The 25,110-nt window shown below is 60.1% G+C and carries 12 protein-coding genes; 7 read left to right on the top strand and 5 right to left on the bottom strand.

All coding sequences use genetic code 11. From position 1 onward, the window contains the following. Positions 1–155 precede the first annotated feature (155 nt). Positions 156–1,745: a GMC family oxidoreductase gene (locus MOV63_RS07855; RefSeq protein ID WP_247033148.1), complete on the top strand. Its 1,590-nt coding sequence runs from the start codon at positions 156–158 to the stop codon at positions 1,743–1,745. A 39-nt stretch (positions 1,746–1,784) separates the two neighbouring features. On the opposite strand, the gene MOV63_RS07850 is transcribed toward MOV63_RS07855, so the two are convergent. The 3 genes from MOV63_RS07850 to MOV63_RS07840 form a co-directional block, all read right to left on the bottom strand. Continuing rightward, positions 1,785–2,981 carry a glycosyltransferase family 2 protein gene (locus tag MOV63_RS07850; RefSeq protein WP_247033147.1) on the bottom strand — a complete coding sequence of 399 codons (1,197 nt, stop codon included), beginning with the start codon at positions 2,979–2,981 and terminating at the stop codon, positions 1,785–1,787. 339 nt (positions 2,982–3,320) lie between these two features. Next, complete coding sequence (locus MOV63_RS07845; protein WP_247033146.1) at positions 3,321–3,971, bottom strand: 4'-phosphopantetheinyl transferase; 651 nt, start codon at positions 3,969–3,971, stop codon at positions 3,321–3,323. 2 nt (positions 3,972–3,973) lie between these two features. Next, positions 3,974–8,464 (bottom strand): MupA/Atu3671 family FMN-dependent luciferase-like monooxygenase, encoded by a 4,491-nt coding sequence (locus MOV63_RS07840; RefSeq protein WP_247033138.1) that lies wholly within the window; start codon positions 8,462–8,464, stop codon positions 3,974–3,976. Positions 8,465–8,897: 433 nt separating this feature from the next. Here MOV63_RS07840 and MOV63_RS07835 point away from each other — a divergent pair, with 433 nt between their 5' ends. From MOV63_RS07835 to MOV63_RS07820, 4 genes are all read left to right on the top strand, one after another. Then, positions 8,898–15,440 carry a type I polyketide synthase gene (locus MOV63_RS07835; protein ID WP_247033136.1) on the top strand — a complete coding sequence of 2,181 codons (6,543 nt, stop codon included), beginning with the start codon at positions 8,898–8,900 and terminating at the stop codon, positions 15,438–15,440. A 128-nt stretch (positions 15,441–15,568) separates the two neighbouring features. Continuing rightward, positions 15,569–17,020 (top strand): oligosaccharide flippase family protein, encoded by a 1,452-nt coding sequence (locus MOV63_RS07830; protein ID WP_247033132.1) that lies wholly within the window; start codon positions 15,569–15,571, stop codon positions 17,018–17,020. A 310-nt stretch (positions 17,021–17,330) separates the two neighbouring features. Further along, complete coding sequence (locus MOV63_RS07825; RefSeq protein ID WP_247033131.1) at positions 17,331–18,731, top strand: glycosyltransferase family 4 protein; 1,401 nt, start codon at positions 17,331–17,333, stop codon at positions 18,729–18,731. A gap of 228 nt (positions 18,732–18,959) precedes the next feature. Beyond that, positions 18,960–19,745 (top strand): response regulator transcription factor, encoded by a 786-nt coding sequence (locus MOV63_RS07820; protein ID WP_247033129.1) that lies wholly within the window; start codon positions 18,960–18,962, stop codon positions 19,743–19,745. A gap of 395 nt (positions 19,746–20,140) precedes the next feature. On the opposite strand, the gene MOV63_RS07815 is transcribed toward MOV63_RS07820, so the two are convergent. Together MOV63_RS07815 and MOV63_RS07810 are read right to left on the bottom strand one after the other, a co-directional pair. Beyond that, positions 20,141–21,211 carry a hypothetical protein gene (locus MOV63_RS07815; RefSeq protein ID WP_247033125.1) on the bottom strand — a complete coding sequence of 357 codons (1,071 nt, stop codon included), beginning with the start codon at positions 21,209–21,211 and terminating at the stop codon, positions 20,141–20,143. Between the two features lie 40 nt (positions 21,212–21,251). Then, the gene (locus MOV63_RS07810; RefSeq protein WP_247033122.1) at positions 21,252–21,890 is read right to left on the bottom strand and encodes a GtrA family protein; all 639 of its coding nucleotides are present in this window, start codon (positions 21,888–21,890) and stop codon (positions 21,252–21,254) included. Positions 21,891–22,035: 145 nt separating this feature from the next. Between MOV63_RS07810 and MOV63_RS07805 the strand changes: the two genes are divergently transcribed. Both MOV63_RS07805 and MOV63_RS07800 read left to right on the top strand, forming a co-directional pair. After that, positions 22,036–23,064, top strand: coding sequence for a glycosyltransferase family 2 protein (locus MOV63_RS07805; protein WP_247033121.1), 1,029 nt, complete (start codon positions 22,036–22,038; stop codon positions 23,062–23,064). Next, positions 23,061–24,704, top strand: coding sequence for a glycosyltransferase family 39 protein (locus tag MOV63_RS07800; RefSeq protein WP_247033120.1), 1,644 nt, complete (start codon positions 23,061–23,063; stop codon positions 24,702–24,704). Before MOV63_RS07805 ends, MOV63_RS07800 begins: the two co-directional genes overlap by 4 nt. Positions 24,705–25,110 lie beyond the last annotated feature (406 nt).

Genomic DNA, 25,110 nt, shown 5'->3' with positions numbered 1-25,110 from the left:
AATTTTATATTTCGAACGAGAAGGCGGGACTGTCTTGCTCTGCCGATGAAAATGAACATTAGCAGCAATTTTGGATATCGGGGCTCAGCCGCCGGAGGGGTCCTGCCGGCTGAAGGCTAATCGCAACAGCCCTTTGTTTTCAGTTGGGGGTGTGGATGGAATTTGAATGGGACGTTGCCATCGTCGGCGCCGGAATGGGCGGGGCGGCAATGGGATACGCTTTGGCAACCGCCGGATATCGAGTCCTTTTCATCGAAAAAGGTCTGGCTGAGTTCCCGCAGGATGAAGCTGATGATCCTGACAGTCCGGATGAAACGAAACGCCTGAGAAATGGCCGGTGGCCGCAGCAGATTTCCGGCACGGTGGATGCCCATCCCGTGCGCTTCTTTCCTGCACTCGGTTGCGGCGTCGGCGGTTCGACGCTCATCTATGCTGCAGCGCTCGAACGGTTTTCCCCAAGCGACTTCAAAATCGTCGACAAGTCCGGCAGGTCGGCCTGGCCGATCGGTTACGAAAATCTGGAGCCTTTTTACCGCAAGGCGGAAGGCCTTCTGCACGTTCGCGGCAGCCAGGACCCGCTGCAGCCGCAATCAGATGTCATCGAGCCTCCCGCCATGACCCGATGCGACCAGCACTTTTTCGACTCCGCGCAGTCGAATGGAATGCATCCCTATCGGGTACACACGGCCTGTCGATATATCGACGGATGTAGCCAATGCGGCGGCTTCATCTGTCACAAGTCCTGCAAGCAGGACGCACGGCGGGCATTCGTCGAGCCGGCGCTCGCGACGGGCAATGCGATGATCATCGATCAGTGCAGTGTGGAAAAGATCTCGGCCGATGACCAGGCGGTCACGCAATTGTCTTGCCGAAAGAACGGGAACGAGCTGGCGATCGTCGCAAAGCTCTATGTGCTCGCCGCCGGCGCGCTTTCAACGCCCTTGCTGCTTCTTAATTCCACGAACGAGTTCTGGCCGAACGGCCTTGCCAACACGTCGGATCTCGTGGGGCGCAATCTGATGTTCCACGCGTCTGATTTCTTCGCTGTCTGGCCTCGCGGCAGAACCCGTGTTTCAGAGCCGGGAAAGGCTATCGGTCTTCGCGATTTTTACGAGTATCAAGGCCTCAAGCTGGGCGTCATCCAGTCTACGGGTCTGACGGCGACCGCCAACAACGTGCTTCACTTCCTGAAATCGTTGATCGACCGGAATGGCTGGATCTGGCTGAAGCCGCTGAAGCCCTTGATGCGCATCCCGGCGATGATCGGCGCCCTTATCTCAGGCAATGCGACGATATTCACCTCTATCCTCGAGGATCTGCCTTATCCCGAAAATCGGGTCAGGCCCGATCCGGAAGATCCGGCCAGAATGTATTTCGAATATACCATTCATGCCGAGTTGCGGCAAAGAATGCAGGCATTCCGCAAACTATACCGGACAGCATTCAAGTGGCACCGGATGATGATGCTCGGTTCCGAAGTCAACCTCAACTACGGCCATGCCTGTGGCACATGCCGGTTTGGTTCGGATCCCTCTACTGCGGTATTGGATACCAACAACCGCGTGCACGACCTGGACAATCTCTATGTCGTCGATGCTTCGTTCTTTCCGACCAGCGGAGGGGCCAATCCAAGCCTGACGGTCGCCGCGAACGCCTTGCGTGTTGCAGAGCATATTGCTCAGAAACTCTCAGCGACAAAGACGAACCTGACGGAGGCCAAGGCCGTCCCGGATCCTGCGTCCTGAGCCGGCTCTCCGAAAGGGGAATGCCCCTCTCGCCCCGGATCAGTGGACCCTGGTTCGATCGGTTCTGATCCAGGTGGCCCCGCCGGCTTCGATGACATGGCGCGGATAGAGCCTCAGTTTCCTGAAGATGTATCCCGGGATGTCAGCCATGGCATGCATGGGAAGCGCGCGTCTGCCGTGACGCCACCAGGCTACGGACAGCCCGATATCGAAAGCCAGGATGCTGATGATCGAGATGGCCAACGGCGCGATTGCAATTCCCGAAGTCGCGAGGAGGACTGCCGGAAACAGTGAGAGCAGGAGAAGCGCTGCCAGCAATGTCAGCGGCGGTATGAGCGCATCAACGACGAGCGCCAGATAGGCCCTGTTCCGCAACGTGTTGACGTCAAGCAAGGCCGAGAAAAGGTGTGCCGCTAACGCCAAGCGGCCCGCGTTCCATCGGGAGGCTTGTGTTTCGAGGCCTTTCTTTGAATACGGAAACCTGCTGCTTACGGCTGCGGCATCGCAAAAAAGCGGAGCCTGGCCGATCCGCGCGAGGTCCAGCCCAAGCTTCATGTCTTCGACCAGATCGCCGTTCGCAAGTGCGGCGTCACGCAGGACGGCCCAGGGAAATGCCATGCCCGAGCCGGTCAATTGCGCAGGAAGCCCGAGTTTAGCCAGTCCAAGAAGCCGGATCCGGTTTTTCAGGAGAAATGCGAATTCGGAAACCGCGAGGTTGATGCTTGCGTCCGGCGGCGCGAACATCAGATAGCGGGATTGCACGGGTCCGTTCGTTGCCGCGGCCATCAGGGCGAGGTTATCGAGCGCGCCCGGTTCCAGCCAACAATCGGCGTCGACAATGACGACCACGTCCGGCGGCAGCAGGCCGAGGTACCTGACGCCGGCGTCGAGGGCGTATCCCTTGCCGCGGCGAAGCGGATCGAACCGCACGATGACATCTGCGCCCGCTTCGCGCGCCAGCGAGGCGGTGAGATCGTTGCAGTTGTCCGCCACGACGACCAGCCGATCGCCATCGCGCATCTGGCTTTGGATGCTCTGCAGGGTGCCAATGATCTGAAGCTCTTCGTTGTGCGCCGGGACAAGAACTGCGACTTGCGGTCGTTGCCCGTTCTGACGCGGCGGTTTGCTCTGCCGGCCGATGCTTCCCGCGAGGCATTCAATTGCGAAAAAGACAGTCGGAACAAGGACAACGACGGACAATAACAATGCTGCGGCGACCAGTATGTCCTGTTGCATGACTTCCCTCCGACGATAGCGTCTCAAGGAGTCAATCATAACGGGAGGGCCGAGCGTTCTAAGCTGACCACGCTACACAGTTCGAGTGAGCGCGGGCTCATCCTATTTTGGGGCAGGTGGGATCAGGTCGAACCTATCTACGCCCATTTGATGGCAGGTGGGTCAATTGAAGCCTGTTCTTCGTGCCAAAACGGTTATCGATCGAGTGAATGCAGGCGGTTACGCAAAATGCCGCTGCTGGCTTCCCGCCGGCTGTCTCATGGTGAAACGGGCTTGAACTGCGTCGTTCTTGGCGGTTGGCGGCCTGGGCCAGGGGCCGAGCAGGCTGCGGCCGATGCTTCAGCGGATGATCATGCCGGCGACGACATATCCGTCGCGCAGCCTGATCCGGCCCACAAGCCGGTCACCAGTCCTGAAGGGCGGGACATCGATCTCGAAATAAGCGGCGAAATGCCCGTCGGCGAGATTCAATTCGATGCGGATGGCCTCGAAACCGAACATCGTGCGCGTCAGGCCGTACTGGCACTTGTAGGTGCATTCCTTGGCGCTGAAGATCGCCTTCACCAACCGGCCGCGAGTGCCCCATTGCTGGCGGTTGAGCCACTGTCGCTCGCGGGGTGTGCAGATCTCCTGCGCATAGGTGTCGTCAAGCGGCGTCGCTTCCTCCAGATCGAGTCCGAGAGCCTTGATGCCGTCCGAATGGCGGCCGATGGCCGCAACGCATCGCGTGGTGGAGTGGCTGATGCTTCCGGCAATGCCGGCCGGCCAGATCGGCGCCCGGTCCGCCCCCACGGGGATGGCCATATCCGGCAGGCCCAGATGGCCCATGGCCCGCCTGGCGCAGGTGCGGCCGGCGGTGAACTCCTGCTGCCGGCTCTTCACCGCCGTGGCGATCGCCGTTCTCTCTTCGGGATAGAGTTTCGAAACGTCGCCGTACAGGTCGGATTCGGCAACCGACACGGAAGGATCGAATATGCCTTCCAGCAGCATAGCTAGACCTTCGTTTCCACGCGGACCAGCGTCGGGCGCCGTTCCATCGCATTGCGGCGCAATGCGGCCCGCTCGGCCACCCTGCTCAGCTGGATATCGGCCTTACCCTTGCCGGCGATATGGTCGGCTAGAAGGGCAACCGTCGGGAAACGGAAGAGGTCGGTGATCGTCAGATCCGGTGCCAACTTTGCCTTCATCTCGCGATGAACCTGCACAGCGAGCAGCGAATGTCCTCCGAGTGCAAAGAAGTTGTCGAAGATGCCGACCTTTTCGAGCCCAAGTGCGCGGCTGAAGACCTCGCTGATGTCGCGTTGCAGACTGTTGGACGGTTCTATGAACGTCGCGGGCGTGGACTGGACCTTTTCCGTCGGAGCCGGCAGCTTGTTGCGATCCACCTTGGCGTTCGGCGTCAGCGGGAAGGCCTCCATCGTCACGAAATGCGATGGTATCATCGCATCGGGCAGAGCTTCGGCGATATAGGCACGCAGATCCTGTTCGGAGACGGACGTCCCGTCGGTGCGGATATAAGCCACCAGGCGCACGTCGCCGGGGTTGTCCTTGCGAGCGACCACGACCGCCTCGCGGATGCCGGCGAAGGTGCCGATCCGCGCTTCGATCTCGCCAAGCTCGATGCGATGGCCGCGGATCTTTACCTGATGATCGGTACGGCCGAGGAAATGCAGGACGCCGTTCCTGTCGAAGCGAGCAAGGTCGCCGGTTCGATAGATCCGGCCTTCCATGAACGGGTTCGGCAGGAAGCGTTCTTTGGTGAGCTGTTCGCGGTTGTGATATCCGCGGGCGACGCCATCGCCGCCGATATAGAGTTCGCCGACATCGCCGGGCGGCACCGGATTATAGGCATTGTCGAGCACATAGAGCTGGGTATTGGCGATCGGATGGCCGATCGGCACGACGCCTGTCGATGGGCCGGCCGTGAATGTCGAAGACCAGATCGTCGTCTCGGTCGGGCCGTACATGTTTTCAATCGTCGCATCGGTGACGGTTCGCAAGGCTGCCAGAAGCGACCCCTGCAGCGCCTCGCCGCCGAGGAAGAGATGCCTGACGTCGCTGAGTGCTGCGCGGTCCTCGTCGATCATCATGAACATGCGGGCCATCGAGGGCGTGCATTGCAGATGGGTAACCCGATGCTTGCGGATCTCTTCTGCAAAACCGTCTCCGGTCTCGTCGCTGACGGGATTCTTGCTCGTCTTGACCACTTCGGCCAGCAGCGGCAGCCTTTCCATGACGATATCGTCGGCCAGGCCGAAATCGATGAGGCAGGCAATGTCGTCGACGCCGGCCGCCTTGACCTGATCCAGCCTTTCCAGCGCATCCTCGACCGTGCCGAACAGGCCGCTGTCTTCGAAATAACGCAGGAAGGCGAATTCCAGGATGGCATCCATCTCCTCGGGCGCGAGCGACTGGAGGTCGATATCCATCGGCTGGGCGATGCCCTGCGGCTTCTTGAAGGCCGGAAACGCCCAAGCATATTGCTTGATGAGGGCCGCTGCGCTGCGCAGGTATTCCTTCATCGGGCCGCGCGCCAGATCCCGCACCTCGTTGCGATCTTCGCCGATCAGGGTGTGCAGCATTAGCGTGACTTTGTAATCGGCGGGGTCGCGACCTGTCTCAGTGAGCGTCTGCCGGTAGATGCGGATCTTTTCCGCAAGCTCGTCGACCGACTGGCCGAGCAAGTGGGTGAGCACGTTGGCGCCGAGCCGAGCGGCTTCCCGATAGCTTTCCGGATTGCCGGCGGTGGTTAGCCAGACAGGGAGCTCCTTCTGGACCGGCCGCGGCTGGGTCACGACTGCGACCGTGCCGGCGCCGAAATCGAAATCGACGCTGTCGCCACGCCACAATTTGCGGACGACCTCGATGTCGCGGGTCAGGCTCGCCTTGTTCTTCGGCGGTGCGTTTTCGGGCCGCAACACGAAGTCCTCCGGCATCCAGCCGGAGGCGAAGGCAAGTGCGACGCGCCCATTGCTGAGATTGTCGATGACTGCCCATTCCTCGGCGACGCGCGCCGGATGATGGAGCGGCAAAACGCAACTGCCGGCGCGGATCGAAAGGTTTTTGGTGACCGCCGCGACCGCCGCTCCGGTAACGGCCGGGTTCGGATAGGGGCCACCGAAGGCGTGGAAATGGCGCTCCGGCGTCCAGACGGAATCGAATCCGTTGGCATCGGCAAATTTCGCGCCTTCGATCAGCAGGCGGTATTTGTCCGGACCAGCTCCGCCGTCATTGCCCCAGTAGAAGAGGCCGAAATCCAGATGGGTGCCTCTCCCGGCGGAAGACGCGCCCTTTGCCTTGGCTTCGATGACTTCGGAGGAATGGATGACGACCTTGAAGCCGCGGGCAAGGGTCCAGAAAAGTTCCAGAACGGAAATATCGAAAGAGAGGCTGGTGACGGCCAGCCAGACATTGCGACGATCGGCGGCGCGCGGCACCCGCTCGTCCATGCCGACGAAGAAGTTGACGACGTTGCGATGCTCGAGCATCACGCCCTTCGGCAGGCCAGTCGAGCCCGAAGTATAGATGACATAGGCGAGATTGCTGGAAGTCACGTCGGTTGCCGGGCGATCGGCTGCGGCCTGGCTTCGAAGGACATCCTCGACACACAGGAAATCGATGCCATCAAGCGTCTCGGATTTTGCCAGCCGTCGCTCGGTCAGAACCAGTTTGGCGCCGCTGTCCTTGATCATGAATGCGAGGCGATCGGCTGGAAAATGCGGGTCGAGCGGAATATAGGCTCCGCCCGCCTTCATGATCGCAAGCGCTCCGACGACAAGGTCGAGCGAACGCGGCAGGTACAGGCCAACGGTGACGTCCGGGCCGACGCCCTGAGCGACCAGCGCTTGCGCGATGCGGTTCGCCCGCTCGTCCATCTCGCGATAAGAAAGGGAACGGCCGTGGAATGCCAGGGCTTCGGCATCCGGCGTCCGGTCGACCTGCCGCTCGATAAGCTGGTGGACGCAGGCGGTCGTATCGTATACCCGCTCAGTCCGGTTCCAGTCGAAGAGGACCATGTTCCTGTCGGCGTTCGACATCAAGGGCAGGTCCTGCAGCAACGTCGCGTGGTCCTCGAACGCCGAGGCCAGGATCGCAAATGCCGTCGCCAGATCCTGTGCCTGACGTTCATCGACGCGTGCCCGATCGTAGACAAGGTCGGCCCTCGTCTCGCCAAGCCGGAAGGTCAGGGCGCAGCCGTCGATTTCATCGGTGAGCGCCGGATTGGAGATGTCCGCGATACCGACCGTCAGCTCAGCCGCGGTCAGGCCGGGATAACGGTCGACAAGATCGCGGCAATAACCCTGGCGTTCGTCCAGCACGTTGAGCAACCGGTCGACATGCCCGAGCAGGTCCTCGACCGAGACCTGCCCCGAGGCGTCGATCCGCAGCGGAATGGACTTGGCGAAATAGCCGGGGTGGCGGGCACCAAGGTCTATCAGCCTGTCGTTCGTATAAGCGAGGTCGAACGTCGGCTGACCGGAAAGACGGTTCAGGAAGGCTGCCGTCAGCGCGACCCGTTCCTGCCGCGAAAGCTGTCCGGCAAAGGGCAGGGGGATGGTGCGAATATCCGGTACCTGGCCGGCTTCGAGTGCTTTTACATAAGGTAGCCTGATATCTGTGCTGGTTTCGAGCGTGCGGCGGAAGAAGCCTTCATGTCGGGCAAGAGTGGAAACCGCTTGCGATAACGTGTCCTTCTCGCGGCCGTTCATAAGCGGCAGCCGGTCGCCGGGGCGCAGCACCGAGGAAAGGACTACTTGCCTGGCGCCGTCCTTGCGGATGGCTTCGAGCAGGACCGGCATGTCCGCGGTGCCGACCGTCACGCCATGGGCGCCGACCGACAGGACCAGGCCGGGTTCGCCGTTCAGTTCGCCGTCGAGGACGCGAAGATTTCTGACGGTGAAGACGTCGTTGCCAAACTGGACCTTGGGCGTTGCCAGCGGGTTGAGATAGGTCGCGCCGAAATCCAGGCCGCGCACCAGGCGCGAAAGTTCGCTTGCCGAAGCGGTGAAATCGAGGGTGCCGGCGGCCGGAGGACGCTTGAGCTGTCCGTAATAGGCGCGAGTTGCGAAATCCTGGCGGCGGGGGATCAGGGTGCCGCGCTCGATATTGCCGAGCATCTCGGAGAAGGTCGCGATTCCTGCTTCAAAGCATTTGGTGTTCAGCGTCAGTGCCGTCTCGTCCGCGCTGATCTCGAAATGCTGCTGCGCATAGATATCGCCTTCGTCGATACCTTCGGTGATTGCGTGCCAGGTGATGCCGTGGCGCTCGTGACCTTCGAGGATTGCCCAGGCGGGTGTGTTGAGGCCGGCCATGTCCGGCAGTAAACCGTCATGGAAATTGGCGGCGCCGATGCGCGCGTACTGCCAGATCGCATTGGGGACCATTTTCAGGTTGGCGATGCTGAAGAGCCAGTCGTAGTCATATTGCGTCAACTGGGCGGGGTAATCGCCTTCGGGTGCTATGACGGGAATGTCCTGGGCCATCGCCCAGTTTCGAACCGATCCGTTCGAAGTGGCTATGGCCTGGATCTTATGTCCGCACCCCCGCAGAATTTCAGCGCATTGAACCAGCAATAGTCCGCCACCGATCAAAACACACTTCAATTCGCCCATAAAGCTTGTCCCCACTCGTTGCTGTTCCAGGCACTTCGATAGAAACGGGGGGCGGTATAAAACTCAACATGCGCCTCACCACCCATGCGGATGATCGCGGCTAAGCCTGAATCGCGGGCCTTACCTGCCTCTCCCCCATACGGATGATGATGGTTTCCAAAGGAGTAATTGCGATTGCTTCTTAGCTGGAAGCACATTGAGAATGCGGGTTTGCGCTCGCGGTTTTTCAATGGAAGCGGAACGAGGCCCATGGCTCATTGGGGTGATGTCATCGGGCCGACCTCCGCGGGTTGGGACGGTATCGATGCTTGAGGGGTCTAACCAGGTCAGTGCCGGCGATATTGCGATCGTCGGCATGGCTTTGAGAGTGCCGGGTGCGCGCAATGTTTCGGAATTCTGGCAGAACCTGCGAGACGGCGTCGAGTCCGTCCGCACGTTTTCGCCGGAGGACCTGATCGCCGAAGGCGAAGATCCCGAGCGGCTCCATCATCCCAACTACGTTCCCCGCGGCGCGGACCTTCCCGATATGGAGATGTTCGACGCGGAATTCTTCGGTCTGAACCCGAAGGAGGCGGCGATCATGGATCCCCAGCACCGCCATTTCCTGGAATGTGCCTGGGAAGCCATGGAGGATGCCGGCCGGACGCCGAACAATCAGCCCGGCCCGGTCGGTATCTTTGCCGGCTGCGGCATGGGCAGCTACTTCTATTTCAACGTCTGCAGCAATCGTAACCTGATCGACCAAGTGGGCATGTTCCTGTTGCGCCATACCGGCAACGACAAGGATTTTCTGGCGACGCGCGCCTCCTTCACGTTCGACCTGCGTGGCCCGAGCGTCAATGTGCAGACCGCCTGTTCCACGTCGCTGGTCGCGGTGCACTATGCCTGCCAGAGCCTGATTTCAGGCGAGTGCGACATGGCGCTTGCCGGCGGGGTGACGATCGAGTTCCCGCATCGGCGCGGATACACGTTCCAGGAAGGTGAGATCCTGTCGCCCGACGGGCATTGCCGGCCCTTCGATCATCGCGCTGCCGGGACTGTTTTCGGCAGCGGTGTCGGGGTAGTCGTGCTGCGCCGGCTTTCGGATGCGCTCCGCGACGGCGATGTGATCCATGCCGTGATCAAGGGCACGGCCGTCAATAACGACGGCGGCAGCAAGGCGGGTTATCTGGCCCCGAGCGTCAGCGGGCAGGCCGAGGCGGTTCTGGAGGCTCAAGGTCTCGCAGGTGTCGATGCCGACACTATTCAATACATCGAGTGCCATGGCACGGGTACGTTCCTCGGCGATCCGATCGAGATCGAGGCGCTGACGGCGGCCTTCAGGCAGAGCACCGACCGGACCGGCTTCTGCCATGTCGGGTCGGTCAAATCGAACATCGGCCATCTCGATACAGCAGCGGGCGTCGTCGGCCTCATCAAGGCGACGCTCGCCGTCAACGAGGGCGAAATTCCGCCGACGCTCGGCTTCGAACGCCCCAATCCCTCGATCGATTTCGAAAAGAGCCCGTTCCGGGTCAATAACAAGCTGGTGAAATGGCCGCATGCGCCGGGCCCTCGCCGGGCGGCCGTCAACTCGCTCGGCGTCGGCGGCACCAACGCGCATGCCATCATCGAGCAGGCTCCGACCCGCTATGTGCCGGATGTGGTCAAAGGTGACGCGCAGGCCGGTGCCGATTGCGATCCGATGCTGCTGTTCCTTTCGGCCCGCCAGCGCAAGACGATCGACCAGGCGGCCGAGCGGCTCGGTTTGGCGATGTCAAACCAGCCCGGCCTTTCGCTTGACGACGTCAGCTTTACTCTGCAGCACGGCCGCAAACATTTCGACCATCGCATGGTGGTCGCCGTCCGTGGCCGTGAGGACGCCGTCGCGGTCCTCGCGAACCCCGGCGGCCGCGGTTTCGTTCATCAGCCGGTGCCGAACAACGCCGGTGCCATTTTCCTGTTTCCGGGCGGCGGCGCGCAATATGTCGGCATGGCCAAGCGGCTCTACGAGGAGGATCAGACATTCCGGCTGATCGTCGAAGAGGGGCTTTCCCATCTACCGAGCGATGCGGCAAAGGAGATCCGCGCCACCTGGCTCGGGGAAAATACGGCCGCGACCGCAAAAGCCTTTCTCCGCCCGTCGCTCCAGCTTCCGGCCATCCTGATCACCGAAATCGGTTTGGCCCGCCTCTGGATGGATTGGGGTGTGAAGCCGAAGGCGCTGATCGGTCATTCCATGGGCGAGAACGCCGCGGCCTGCGTTGCCGGCGTGATGTCCTTCAAGGACGCAGTCAATCTCGTGCACCTGCGCGGGAAACTGTTCGAGACGCTCCAGCCGAGCGGCATGATGAGCGTGCCGCTCGATCACGACCGGCTTTCCGAACTGCTGCCGTCATCGCTCGATATTGCTTCGGTCAATGCGCCGTCGCTTTGCGTCGTGTCCGGCCTCAACGAGGATCTCGACGCATTCCGGGAATTCCTGGTGACGCAGGGCATCGATGCGACACGGGTGCCGATCAATATCGCCGCTCATTCGCGGCTGGTCACGCCCATCCTCAAAGCCTTCGAGACTTTTCTGCGCGGTATAACCCTTCGCGCGCCGGCAATTCCGATCCTCTCGAATCGTACAGGCCTGCCGCTCAGCGCCGAAGAGGCAACCGATCCGATGTACTGGGTTGGCCACCTTCGTTCGACCGTCCATTTCGCGCACGGCATGGCCGCGCTTTCGGCCGAACCCGGACGGATCTATATCGAGGTCGGCCCCGGGCGGGTTCTGTCGTCACTGACGAAGGCGCAAGGGTCGATCCCCGCAAACCAGGTGATCAACAGCCTGCCGCATCCGGACGAGGCCGGCGATGATCGGCTTTATTTCCTCTCGGCCGTCGGACGGGCCTGGGCGACCGGGTTCGATGTCGACATAGACCGCCTTTGGCAGGGCCGTTCGCCGCGCCGGGTCCGGCTGCCGGCCTATCCGTTCCAGCACAAGCGCTTCTTCATAGACCGCGCCGGAGCGAATGAGAGAGGCAAAAGCGCCGAGCCCGTCCTTTCGAAGGAACCGGATATCGCACGCTGGGGCTATCGTCCCTCCTGGAAGCAGACGCTAGCGGATTACGAAATCGGCGCCGAGAAAGAGGCGCGATCCTGGCTGTTCTTCCTCGACGATACTGGTGTCGGCGCGCGGCTGGTCGATGCGCTGAGGATGGTAGGACACCGCGTCGTGACGGTGTCGCTGGGCGATGCTTTCATTCGCCGTAGCGCCGAGGATTATATGCTCTGCCCGGAACTGGGGCGTGCGGGATACGACGCCCTTGTTGCGGGACTTGTCGGCGATGGCGGACTGCCGTCGCGGATCGTGCATATGTGGCTTCTGACCCAGGCGGAAACCTTCCGGCCGGGTTCGAACTTCTTCCATCGGAACCAGGAATGCGGCTTCGACAGCATGCTGCATCTCGCCCAGGCTCTGGGGGATGCCGCCAGCGTTCCGGACATACATTTCACCGTTATCACCAACGGTATGCAGCAGGTTTCGGGCGAGCCCTTGCCCTATCCCGAAAAGGCGACCGTTCTCGGTCCCGGCCTAGTGCTACCGAAAGAGATGAGCGGTGCGACGGTCAAGGTGATCGATATCGATCTGCCGTCCAAGGCTGAGCGGAACAGCAAGCGTTTCGCTTTTGCTCGTTCGGCAGAGAAAAAGGATGCCGTGGACTTGGCGCCATTGACCGAGCAGCTCTGGGAAGATCTGCACGCCAAGCCGGGGTCGGAAGTGGTGGCGCTGCGTAAAGGTCGGCGCTGGTCGCAGATCCATCAGCGGCTGCCATTAAAAGAAGTGTCATCAGAGCGGGCAAAACTGCGTGAAGGCGGCGTCTATTTCTTCTCCGGTGGTTTGAGCGACGTCGCTCTGGCACTTGCGGACGAGCTCGCGAGCCAGTTCCGGGCGCGGATCGTGCTTGTCGGCCGCCTGGTTCTTCCGCTGCGCGAAAATTGGAAATTCTACGATCGCACCCACGGCCACGACGGAGTGCGGCGCGCGATTTCGGCGATCCGGGGGCTCGAAGACAAGGGAGCCGAGGTCCTTTATCTCGTCGGCGATGTCAGTAATCCGGAGCAGATGAGCCGGGCGGTCGAGACGTCGCTTTCCCGTTTCGGGGAAATCAACGGTGTCTTCCATGCTGCCGGCGCGGTCGATGACGGCCTCATCCAGACCAAAACCCGCGACAGCATCGACACGGTGCTGACGCCGAAAGTTCTCGGTACGACCGTACTGGATGCGGCATTCGAAAACGTCGCGCTCGATTTCTTCCTGATGTTCTCCTCCACCAGCACCGACGTGGTGCGGGCGGGACAGGTCGACTACGTCGCCGCAAACGCCTATCTCAATGCCTTCGCGCAGAGCCGCTCCCATCGCACCGACCGCGCGACCGTCGCGTTGCACTGGGGCGTCTGGAACGAAGTCGGTCTTGCGGCACGAGCGCTTGGCGCGTCGGAAGGCGGCGGATGGATCAGGCCGGTTGCCGGCCCGGCAGCGGGTCCGTTCTTCCATCACTGGAAAGAGGACGAGACGGGATTGCCCTGGCTCGAGGCGCTGGTCAGCCCCGAGACGGAATGGATGCTCGACGAGCATCGGCTTCTCTCCGGCCAGGCGGTCATGCCGGGTACGGGCTATCTGGAATTGATTACACAGGCGTCTCGGGAATACGGACTTCCGTTTGCAGCGGAAGTGGCGGACCTCGTATTTCTGAGACCGCTTGTCTTTAGCGACGGAGAGATGAAAGCCGTTCGCGTCCGGCTGGAGCCGGTGGCGGAGCTTTTTCGTGTCGTGGTTCTGGCAGGCCCGGCGGATGGCGAAGATGCGCTGTTCGTCAAGCACGCCGAAGCCGTCCTCAAACCGCAGCCGCAACAGAGACGCGAAACCGTCGACATCGCCACTATAGCCTCTTCGTGTGACGAGACACGGATCGCTGGAGGCGGCAGCGCGCTTCGTGCTGTCCAGGAGAAGCATATTCGCTTCGGCCCCCGCTGGTCGGTGCTGCGCTCCATGGCAATCGGTGGCGGCAAGGCGATTGCGGAGCTGAAACTGGACCCCTCATATGCGGATGATCTTTCGAAAGGCGTTCTGCTGCACCCGGGCCTGCTCGACATTGCGACCGGCTTTGCCATGGAACTTGCCAAAGACTACGACGCCGAGACCTCGCTTTGGGCGCCGGCAACCTATGGCCGGGTGGTCCTTCACGAGCCGCTGCCGGCCGAAATCATCAGCATCGTCAGGCTCGCCGACAGCAACGATTTCGGCGAGGGTTATGCGGCCTTCGACGTGACGATTACTGACCCCGGCGGCAATGTTGTCTTCGAAGCCGAGAAGTTCGTCATGCGCAGGCTGGAGAACGATCTTGCGCTCGGTCTCGCACCCCAGGCGGATGCACCGGCTGCTGCGAAACCGAAACATGCCCCCCTGTCTCCGGCGATGCTGAAGCTCGGCACCCAGGTGCGCAACGGTATCCTGCCGGCGGAGGGTTTTTCGGCGCTGCAACGCGCGCTCGCCACTTCCGAACCTCAGCCGATCATCAGTTCGATCGATCTCGAAACTCTGCGCGAATGGATTGCCTCCTCTGCCGAGACCGCGACGCCGTCCGGTGACAATTTCGAGAGGCCGGACCTCGAAAGCGAGTTCGTCGAGCCCCGTAATCCGATCGAGGAAACGCTGGCCAGCTATTGGCGGGAGCTTCTCGGCATCGCCAAGGTCGGCATCCACGACAGTTTCTTCGACATGGGCGGGCATTCGCTGATTGCAGTTCGACTGTTTCGGATGATCAAGAAGCAATACGCGCTCGGCCTGCCGATCTCGACGCTGTTCGAGGCGCCGACGATTGCCCAATGTGCGGAGCGCATCGCTGTGGAACTGCCGGATGGAGGCGAAGCCGCAGGATCCGAGCTCGCGGGGAGCCTGCCGACGACGACGGCAAAGCCGGTTCATCTGGTACTGATGAACCCCGGTAAGAATGCAAAAGCAACCCCGCTGTTCATCTGCGCCGGCATGTTCGGTAATGTCCTGAACCTTCGCCATCTGGCTATGACCATGGGGGCGGACAGGCCGGTCTACGGATTGCAGGCTCGCGGTCTCTACGGAGATCACGAGCCGCATGCGACTTTCGAGGAAATGGCGGTCGATTACATCGCCGAGCTCCGCACCGTTCAGCCAAATGGCCCCTATCTCCTCGCCGGCTATTCGGGCGGTGGCATAACCGCCTATGAAATGGCCCGACAACTTCAGGAGGCGGGAGAAGAGGTTTCCCATCTGTTGATGCTGGACACGCCGCTGCCGCGGCAACCGGGGCTGGATCTGCGTGACCGTATCACCATGAAACTGCAGGATATCCGCCGGCATAAAGCCAATTATCTCGCCAAGTATCTCCAGGACCGTCTGCACGACAAGATGAACGGCCGCGCCAAGCAGGAGGCGGAGCATCAGGCCGGCCCGACGGAGCATTTCAACAACGAGAAGATCGAGGTGGCGTTCAGGCGGGCGGCTCATCAATACCAGGTGAAACCCTATGCCGGAGCGGTGACGCTGTTCCGACCGAAGCCCGCCATCTTCTACCGGCTCAGCGGCGGACGCTGCCTCAAGGAGAACCGCGATGTCCTGCTCTCCGACAACGGCTGGGGCGAGCATGTCGTACAAATCAGCGTCTCCGAGGTGCCGGGAGATCACGACAGCATGGTGCTCGATCCTTATGTTCGCGTGCTCGCCGAGCGCATGCGCGCAATCGTTGCCGAGGCGGTGGAAAAACGGAAGTCAAAGGACGCCGGACCGGCGCAGCCGTTTCAAAGCAAAACCGTCGCCCAGAAACCGGTGATCGAGCTTGCGTAACGTTCCCCGGCAATCCGTTTCGATGCCGTCGCCCACGCTCGTGGCCTTGCCATTGGACGGGCCGCCGTCGCGACATCTTTCCCAGACGCAAAACCAGGCCAATAGAGTAGTGAAGTAAGGAGCCCGCGGTGGTCGAAGCAACTGTTTCTCCCGATTGGAATGGCGAACCTTCCGGTCCTGCGGGTGCGCTCGGCTCGCCCGCTCCTTCGGTCGAGGCGCAGCCGCGTTTCCGCAATATCATCATGCGAGCGGCCGGCTGGTCGATGATGGGGTATGTCCTGCTGCAGGTGCTGCGCATCGCCAGCAGCCTGATCCTGACGCGCCTGCTGATCCCGGAAATGTTCGGCATCATGGCGGTTGCCACGATGGTTCATGTCTCGGTGTCGATGCTCTCCGACCTCGGCCTCAGGCCGGCAGCGATCCAGAGCCGGATGGGAGACGAGCAATCCTATCTCGATACCGCGTGGACGCTGCAGATCCTGCATGGATGCCTGATCTGGTTTACCTGTGTGCTGGTGGCGATCGGGATCGGGCGTGCAGCCCATTACGGTCTGTTTCCTGCCGGGTCGGTCTACACCGTTCCCGAGCTTCCTGCGATCATCATGGCACTGTCGTTCTGCATGGTCATCATGGGCCTGCAATCGACGAAACTCATCTCCGCCTTCCGGCATCTGGATCTCGGACGGCTGACGGTTATCGAGATCACGGCACAGGTGATCAGCCTTACCGTTGCGGTTCTGCTCGCCTGGAAGACGGGGTCGATCTGGGCTTTCGTCGTTTCGACCTATGTATCCTGTATCGTCACTACCGTGCTCAGCCATGTGTGGCTTCCCGGTGCCAATAACAGCTTTTCCTGGGAGAAGGAGGCGGTTCGGGATCTCATTCGCTTCGGCCGGTGGATCATGCTGTCGTCGATCCTGACGGTGGTCGCGGCCAGCGGGGATCGCGTCTTTCTTGCCGGCTGGACGAGCCCCATGATGCTCGGCCTCTATAGCCTGGCCTTCAATCTCATTTCGATGCTTGAGGGCGCAGGCGGACGGCTTTTCTCAACCGTCGCGATGCCAGCACTCAGCAAGGTGGCGCGGGAGCGGCCCGAACAGCTGCGCGGCATGTTTCTGAAAATTCGCCTTCCCTTCGACCTCGTGTTCATAGGAAGCGCCGGGGCGATCTTCTCAGGCGGCAAAGCGATCATCGAGTTTCTCTATGACGATCGTTATCTGGAGGCCGCGCCGATCATCCAGATACTGTCTTTCAGCCTTCTCACCACCCGTTTCGGACCGCTGTCGGCGATATACCTTGCCGTCAACGAACCCAGAAACCAGACCATTCTGAATTTCGTCCGGGCGATCTCGATTTTCGTCTCAATTCCGGTCGCCTATTATATGTTTGGATTTTACGGTGCGTTGTGGGCGATCGCCCTTTACGGGCTGCCTGTTTTTGCCGTGATATTCTATTTCAATCGGCGCCATGGCCTCCACAGCTTGTCCTATGAAGTCGGCGTGCTTCTGGCCTGGCCAGTCGGTTTTCTGGCCGGAACCCTCGCGACGCTGATTTTTGAGCACGCCGGCAGCATATTCTGATCGATCCAAATCGGAAGGCGATCCGTCCTCAGTCGAGCGGTGATGGTGGACGATTCCGTCCTACCCCTAAAGCAGTAATGTTCTCCCACTTCCGATAGATTGATGAAGAGGGGAAGGCGAAATAACATTCATCATCAATACATACTTGTGACGGTCGGCGAGTAGTGGTTGTTCAACCGTCATGTCAGCAGGATTTCATCAATTCAATTTGGAAATACTCCATGCATGGCAACATAAATTTCCGGAATGTTCTGGCTTTGGTGAGATTTTTCCACCGGATTGGTGGCGTTGACTGCAAAGGGGTTTGTCAATGAGCGTGGCCGGGCCGCATTCCGATAGCCTTTCACAGGTCTTCCGCGCTTTCGCCGATAAACTTTCCGAGCAGAGCCGTGCCGGGAACGGGCTTCATTCCAATGTCGCGAAATCACCGGGCAAGGCGCTCCGGCCCTTGTTGATTGCCGAGGCAGCGAATCCGGAATGGACCAGCGTGCCGCTGGTCGGCTGGAACCTTGCGCATGCGATCATGCAGAAGACCGACGCTCTGCTTGTCACGCAGGTCCGGAACCGGGATGCGCTTTTGCGCGCCGGGTTGGTCGAGGGGCGCGATTTCGTCGCTATAGACAACGAACGGGTAGCGCGCGCTTTCTACCGTCTCAGCGAACGTCTGCGGGGCGGCGAGAACAAGGGCTGGACGATCGTGACGGCCGTTTCCTCGTTCTCCTACTATAGTTTCGAGCGAGAGGTATGGAAGCTGCTGGGCAAGCGGCTGATGGCCGGCGAATTCGACCTGGTTCACAGGATCACGCCGCTCAGTCCCACGAGCCAAAGCCCGATCGCCAGGAAGCTGAAAAAATATGGCATTCCTTTCGTCCTCGGCCCCCTCAACGGCGGCGTGCCTTGGCCGAAAGGTTTTTCGGACGTGCGAAGCCGTGAGCGCGAGTGGCTGTCGGCAATTCGCAAGCTCCATTTTCTGATGCCGTACTACCGGACAACGCGATCGGAGGCGGCAGCGCTGATTGCGGGATCCGGTCATACGCTGAGTGAGCTTCCCGCGAGCTGTGCGGAAAGAGCTTTTCTCATTCCGGAAAACGCGGCCGATCCGGATCGTTTTCCATTTCAGTTGCGTGAGCTCTCCGGCAACAGGTTGGCCGTCGCCTTCATCGGCAGGCTGGTACCCTATAAGGGCGCAGATATCCTCATCGAGGCCGTGGCCGCCTATCGGGGGCGTTTGAATATCGAAGTTCTCATTGTCGGTGACGGGCCCCAGCGAAAAGAACTGGAGGAGACCGTGCGTCGAAAGGGGCTTCGGGATTCCGTCAAATTTGCGGGATGGGTGGAGCAAAGGGACCTGGCTTCAACACTGGCCGGATATCAGGTGCTGGCATTGCCGAGTGTCCGGGAGTTTGGCGGCGGAGTCGTTCTGGAGGCAATGTCCATGGGCCTCGTCCCGATCGTTGCCAATTACGGAGGCCCGCCGGAGCTCATCGACGATCAATCCGGCATAGCGGTAGACTTCCACGATCGCGAGACGTTGATTACCGGTTTCACCAAGGCGTTCGAATACTTGGAAAGCAATCCCGGGCTTGTCGCTTTACTCAGCGACGCAACTTCAAGACGTGTTCGGGAAAGATACAGCTGGCATGCCAAGGCGGTTCAGATGTTCGAGATTTATAACTGGATCCTGTATGGCGGTCCAAAGCCTATATTTTGACGTACGCGTTAACTATAAGCAGATATCCAATTCCCTATCGGAACTTAGCTCGCCACTTTGATAAATATTTTTATCTATTTGCTTACTTGCTGATAGACTAAATTACGTATCAGTTGTATATTGACGTTAATAAAAGGTTGATGAGGTGGTAAGACAGTCTGTTGGCGTACTTATAGTTGCGGTTCCTGAAGGGGACAATCAGTCCTAGACTTCAGGCAAGGGGGTAAGATGAGTTCCACACCAAACGGCTACAGCCGTTCTCCTGCTGTGGCAGATTCCTTTCGCATTATGAATGACATCCCGAAGCTCGCCGAACGAGATGATCGCGGCGGTGAGGGGGTAAACCACGATGGATGCCTGGTGATCATCGACGCGAGAGCGCTTGATCGCGAATGCCTTGCCAAAGCCCTCATCGGGCGTGGCCTCGAGATGGATGTCTGCGCTGTCGGCTCCATCGAAGAATGGAAGTTAGAGAAAGATCTCTATCCGCCCGTTCAAGCCGTTCTATTCAATATAGGCAGCCGAAAGGCCGACGATTCAGCACTCGCGGCCGACATCTCGAAATTGACGACCGAGTTCAAGTCGCCGCCGATCATCGTGCTCTCCGACTCCGATGATCTCGCGCAGGTCGTGAAAATGCTCGAGTATGGGGCTCGGGGTTTCATTCCGTCCTGCGTCGGCATCGGCGTCTGCGTGGAAGCGATCGGCCTGGCGGTTGCCGGCGGGATTTTCGTTCCTGCAAGCAGCGTCCTCTCCATGAGGCATCTGGTCAGCGCTGCGACGCCGTCGGCTGAACATCGGCCGCTCTCGGGGATGTTCACGCTGCGCCAGGAAGCGGTGGTCGAAGCGCTTCGCAGGGGCAAGGCCAACAAGATCATTGCCTACGAGCTCAATCTTCGGGAAAGCACGGTCAAGGTTCACATCCGCAATATCATGAAGAAGCTGAAAGCGACCAATCGAACAGAGGTCGCCTACAAGCTCAATGACCTCTTCCCGTACGGAGCGGCTAACTAGATCCGCCGTTCACCTGACGGACCATCCCCAAGATATCACGGCTGCGAAATCCGAATGTTCGCAGCTGCATAAAGACTACCAAAAACCACGTCAACGCTGACAGGGGCGTCGCCGCGGTACTGCCTCCTGACCTTGAAGAGCTCCCGGCAGGGATCGTTCTTTGACGTTGGTGGTCGCGCATGCGCCATTGCATTGGCGAGAGACAAGGAACGGCGCAGCGCGCGCGTTCTGAAACGAATTGCGAATTCAATCTGTACGTCATCCAATCTGGCAGTCAGGGCAATGCCGATAGGGGTTCGGTGTGCCGAGACCGTGAGATCGGCTTCGTGTGTCCTGGCGGTCGGATGCGGGATCGTCGGGCCCGCCGGTCATACCATCATCGGGATGACAAGGAGTTAGGGCGACGGCTTTGGCAGGGCCTTCCAATTGGGATCCGGCCAGACAAACGGGTTGTCTCCGGGTTTCGGATGGATTTCGGCAAAATAGCTCTGGCAGCGACCGACTTCGTTCGGCTCACCGGCCAGCGTCCAGTAGCTTCGGCAGACCTTTTCGACGATGACGTGCCGGCATTCTTCCATGCTCGGCGGGTCCAGGCTTTCCTGCTTCAGAAAATCTCGAGTCACGGTCCAGGCAATCTTCTGCAGTTCCTTTGCAAGATCCCGGGGTATGGTCGGTGGTGCCGCGGCACCCTCTGGCGACTGATGGTAGATCGACGCGTAATGGACTGCGGCCACGAAATAGATGCCGATATCGGTCAAATGGACATTGTCGCGGAAAATCCGATCCAGCTTCTGCCTGGTGTTCCCCGTCAGGCCGACAACCTTATCGTCAAGTGTTCTTTTCACCAATTCCACCAGCGCCGTTCCGGCCGGCACGACAGAGAGATTGGCCGGGCGTTTTTCAGCCTGCAGCGTCAGCCTCGCTTTCTCCGCTATGCATTGCCAGACAACCGACGCGTTTGTCTCGTGTTCCAGCCAAAGCGCGGGCTTGTCCTTGTCGACATCCAGCCAGGTGTGCACATAGAGAGTTCGGCCGTTCGGATTGCCGTCGAGAAGGCGGTCGTGAAAGTGGCGCAGATAGCCGATCGCGTTTTCCCATATGATCGAGCCGATCGACCCGTGGCCTTCCGCCACGACAAGCGTGTCGTAGGGTCGTCCGGTGCGGACATGGGTCGGGTGCAGTAGCTCCTCGATGACATTCATTTCATCGCCATTGCGGTTCTTTCCGTATTTATATCCGGCCCAGCCGCTGCTTTCGGCGTCGTCGCCCCGGGTGCGAACCCTCAGGGGCGAGCCGATGACGATCTGCTCCTCCCAGGCGATGGTCTTGCCCTGGCTTTTGGCGATCAACTCCACCCAGTCGGGCAGGGGATTGTCGATCAGGCTATGGCCGGTGAAGAAAACCTGTGCGGAATTTCGCGCATCGGAGACCGGCTTGGTTTCTTGCGACAGTGCGGCGCCAGACAATAGACATCCGAGAGATGCTATGACGAGGCGCTTGCGTCCTCTAGATCCGGTCAAGAGCATTGGCCTTCTCCTTTGATCTGGAGGTGTCTCCCTGCAAAGCTGCGAAATGTACCGGCTTGCCGTTTTCCGGTTGTCCGGTCGGAACCAGCTTGTCCGCGCCCGATGCGCTGCCGAACACCCAATACTTGTTGAGAAGAAAAAGCGCGGCCGGGACGAGGGTCGCCATGAAGGGCAGGGCATAGATGCTTGGGTAATCCAGCCACGTGACGATCACGAAGACGATCGACGTATTGAAGGCGAACCCGGCGATACTCGCAGCCAGAAAACGCGTCAGGCGGGCGGATGTAAGCCAACGTCCACCCGCGTCGTCCCGAAAGGTCCATCCTGCTTGTCCGGTGAAAGAAATTCCGAATGCCAGGGCAAAGGCGATGGCGTTGGCTGCCAGGGGCTCGACAACGAGAAGTTCGCTCAGCACGGAATAGATGGTCAGATGGGCGGCCGTCGCGAGGACGCCAACGGTTGCAAAGCGCCAGATCTGTCCAACAAGCGCCGCCGTTCCGGATCCGCGTTGAGTTCCGGCCGCTGATCTAGCTAGTTCAATCATCAGACCCTGCCCAATCAGGAGTGCGAATGATTTCGTGGACAGAGAAGTCCGGCGAAATCTTCCCAAGACGACCATACACGTCGGATAACCGCACCATCATCCTGCCCAAAAGGCGTAAGGCTGACCGTATCGGAGATACAGGCGGTTCCATCAAAAGCATAAGTGGGCAAGGGTGGAGAGGTCGGCCTAGGATTGCCGCATCGAACCCGCGAGGACTGCGATGCCGAAGCGCCCAATCGAGAGCAGGCCCGTATCGACGATCAGTCTGATCATTCCGGTCCACAACGAAGAAGCGGCCATAGCGCCATTTCTCGAAGCGGCCCAGGAAGCCCTGGATCCTTTGCGCGACGACGGTATCCTGTTCGAATTCATCTTCATCAACGATGGGAGCCGGGACCGCACCCTCGACCGTCTGACAGAGGCCCAGCACGACGAGCCGCGCATTCGGATTATCGACCTGTCGCGCAATTTCGGCAAGGAGGCGGCAATGACGGCGGGGCTCGATGCCTGCCAGAGCGATGCCGCGATCCCGATCGATGTCGACCTGCAGGATCCTCCCCACGTCATCCCCTTGCTGATTGCGAAATGGCGCGAAGGTTTCGACGTGGTGCTGGCCAAGCGGGCCGACCGTTCAAGCGACGGATTTCTCAAGCGCCACACCGCCTCGATGTTCTACCGGCTGCACAATCTGATCGCCTCGCAGGAGATACCGTCCAATGTCGGCGATTTCCGGCTGGTAGACCGCCAGGTGATCGATGCCCTCAGACAGCTTCCGGAACGACGCCGTTTCATGAAGGGCCTGTTTGCCTGGGTGGGCTTCAAGACGACGGTTGTCGAATATGTCCGGGAGCCGCGCATCGCGGGGCAGTCGAAATTCTCCGGCTGGCGGCTTTGGAATTTCGCGCTGGAGGGGATCACCTCCTTTTCGAGCGTGCCGCTGGAGATCTGGACCTACGTCGGGGCATCGATCTCGCTCGCGTCCTTCGGTTACGGCCTGCTGACCATCTTCAAGACACTGTATTTTGGTGTCGAAGTTCCCGGTTATGCGTCGCTGCTGGTCAGCATGCTGTTCCTCGGCGGCATCCAGCTGATCGGTATCGGTATACTCGGCCAGTATCTCGGACGCGTTTATGCCGAGATCAAGCAGCGACCGATCTATATCGTGCGCCAGAACCCCGCCGCACAGGCTCCGCAGGACAATCTGGTTTCGATCGGTCCAAGAGTCCGCCGTCGGCGTGTCACGACATGAGCGCCAATATGGACGCCGTGCGAACCGCTTATCACAGGGCAATCAGGCGCAAGGACGCTGCCGCCGACCTTGAGAAATCCTCACCGCGAGGCGGAAGGTCATCGGGCGTATCGGGTGATACACGGAGATGGGGTAACATCCCGATCTTTCTCGTCGTGCTGATCGCTGCCGGCATAGTGCTCCGAATTCTCAACCTGACCCTCGACGCTTCGCTATGGGAGGACGAGGTGTTTTCCGTCGCACTGGCCGAAAGCCCGCTGATCGACCTTCTATTCGCGGCGTTGCGCTTCGACACGCATCCACCGCTCTATTATGTCCAGCTGCACTTATGGGCGGCGTTCGGCGACAGCGATCGCTGGTACATCCTCAACTCCACGCTTCTAAGCATTGCAGCCATCGCGGCGATCTACGAGGCTTGCAGGCGCATTTACGACCGCAGCGTCGCGCTCTGGGCAGGCGCCATCTTCGCCGTAATGCCGCTCCAGCTTTTCTTTGCGGAAAATGTCCGCATGTACCCGATGCTCGCCATATTGGAGATCGCCCTCTGGTACGTGCTGCAGACGATGGTGAGAGATCGGCATGCGTCGAGAGGGCGGCTCATCGCGGCGCTCTGCTTTGGGCTTGCCGTAACCCTCACCCACGGGCTCGGGTTCTTCGTGACCTTCTTCCTCTTCCTGCATGCGGCGATCCGGCTTAGACGTGCCGCCCCCGGCCGGGATCTGCTATTCCTGATAGGGATCTACGTGGTGGTGGCGCTGGCCGCGCTCTATCCGCTGGTGATCGGGGCAATCCGGCAGACGGAGGGTATAGCCGGTTTCGATCTGCCGGCGATCGGCATCCATCTGACGCTGACGCTTCTCGGCCTGGAGTTTCCGTGGCCGACCGTTGCGGGCTTCCTGATGCTGCCGCTGGTGACACTCCTGCCGCTTTCCGAACCCCGGGCCCGTTGGATCGGCGGTCTCCTGGTCCTGTTGCCGCTAGCGGTGCTGCTCGCCATCTCGCTGTTCTTCAAGCCGGTCTTCATCTACCGGACGCTGGGGCTCTTCCTGCCTTTTCTGGCAATCTCGCTTGCGCTTTACGCCGATGCGGTTTTCAAGGCGCATGCCATCGCACAGCGGATTGTCGTCTCGGCCGTTGTTCTCCTGATGTTGGCCGGTGGCCTGAACTACACCCTGAAATTCGAAAAGCGAGGATATCGCGAGATCATAGCCGCATGGGAGGCACAGTCTCCGACAGACGCCGTCCTCATGACGAACGGGCCTTCGGAATTCTGGGCAGTCCTGCGATACCTCAATAACGGAGAGGAAAGACGGAGCGCCCTGGAGGTTCAGCCGCCGGTCAGGGACGGCATGCTGCGGATCAAACAGAAACTGGAGGGTGTCGGCGCCGCGAGCCTGGGGCTGTTCGGGCGTTCGAATTATGCCCAGGTCGGAAACCGCAGGATCTATCCGTATTTCGCCGAGGATGTCGCGTCCGGCCTTTCTGCCTTCTGGACCCTCAATCCTCCAAAAGCCGGCTGCGCCTTGGCGAATGCGGGAATTGGTGCGGATGTCTCCGGCTACCGGGAGGATGCCGATATCTCGCTCAGCGGCCACCATCTTGCTGAATGCCGCAATTTGCGGTTCGGCCCGAAAGCATAAACCGCAGCTTGCTGATCCGGTGAGGCCGGAGTCCGAGAGAGATGATACAAATTTTATTAAAATTTAATATAGTATAGTTTGCGGATTGCTCGGCTTCTTACGAAAGTTGCTTGAATGACCGAACAATCATCGTTTCCGGCAGCGAGTCCGCGGGTCTGCCAAAGCAGACCTCGCATGCCAGCCAGTAAAATCATCGCGTTATAGCTTGCTTGGCTTATCCAACACTCAATCTGATTGGGTCTATCCGCCACCGGCCAAGGCAAAATTGCGGGCCGAATCAACCCTCTTCCCGTTGGTGAATCGGTTGCCTGAGACGGCCCTAGCCCGATCAGGTCGAGCGTATGCCTGTAGCAATCATCCAAGATACCGTTTGGAAACCATGTTTTTAGCCCGGTAGGGGCAAGAT

This window comes from Neorhizobium sp. SHOUNA12A, from assembly GCF_023006505.1.
Classification (GTDB): Bacteria; Pseudomonadota; Alphaproteobacteria; order Rhizobiales; family Rhizobiaceae; genus Neorhizobium.
This window is presented reverse-complemented; position numbering and strand designations above follow the sequence as displayed.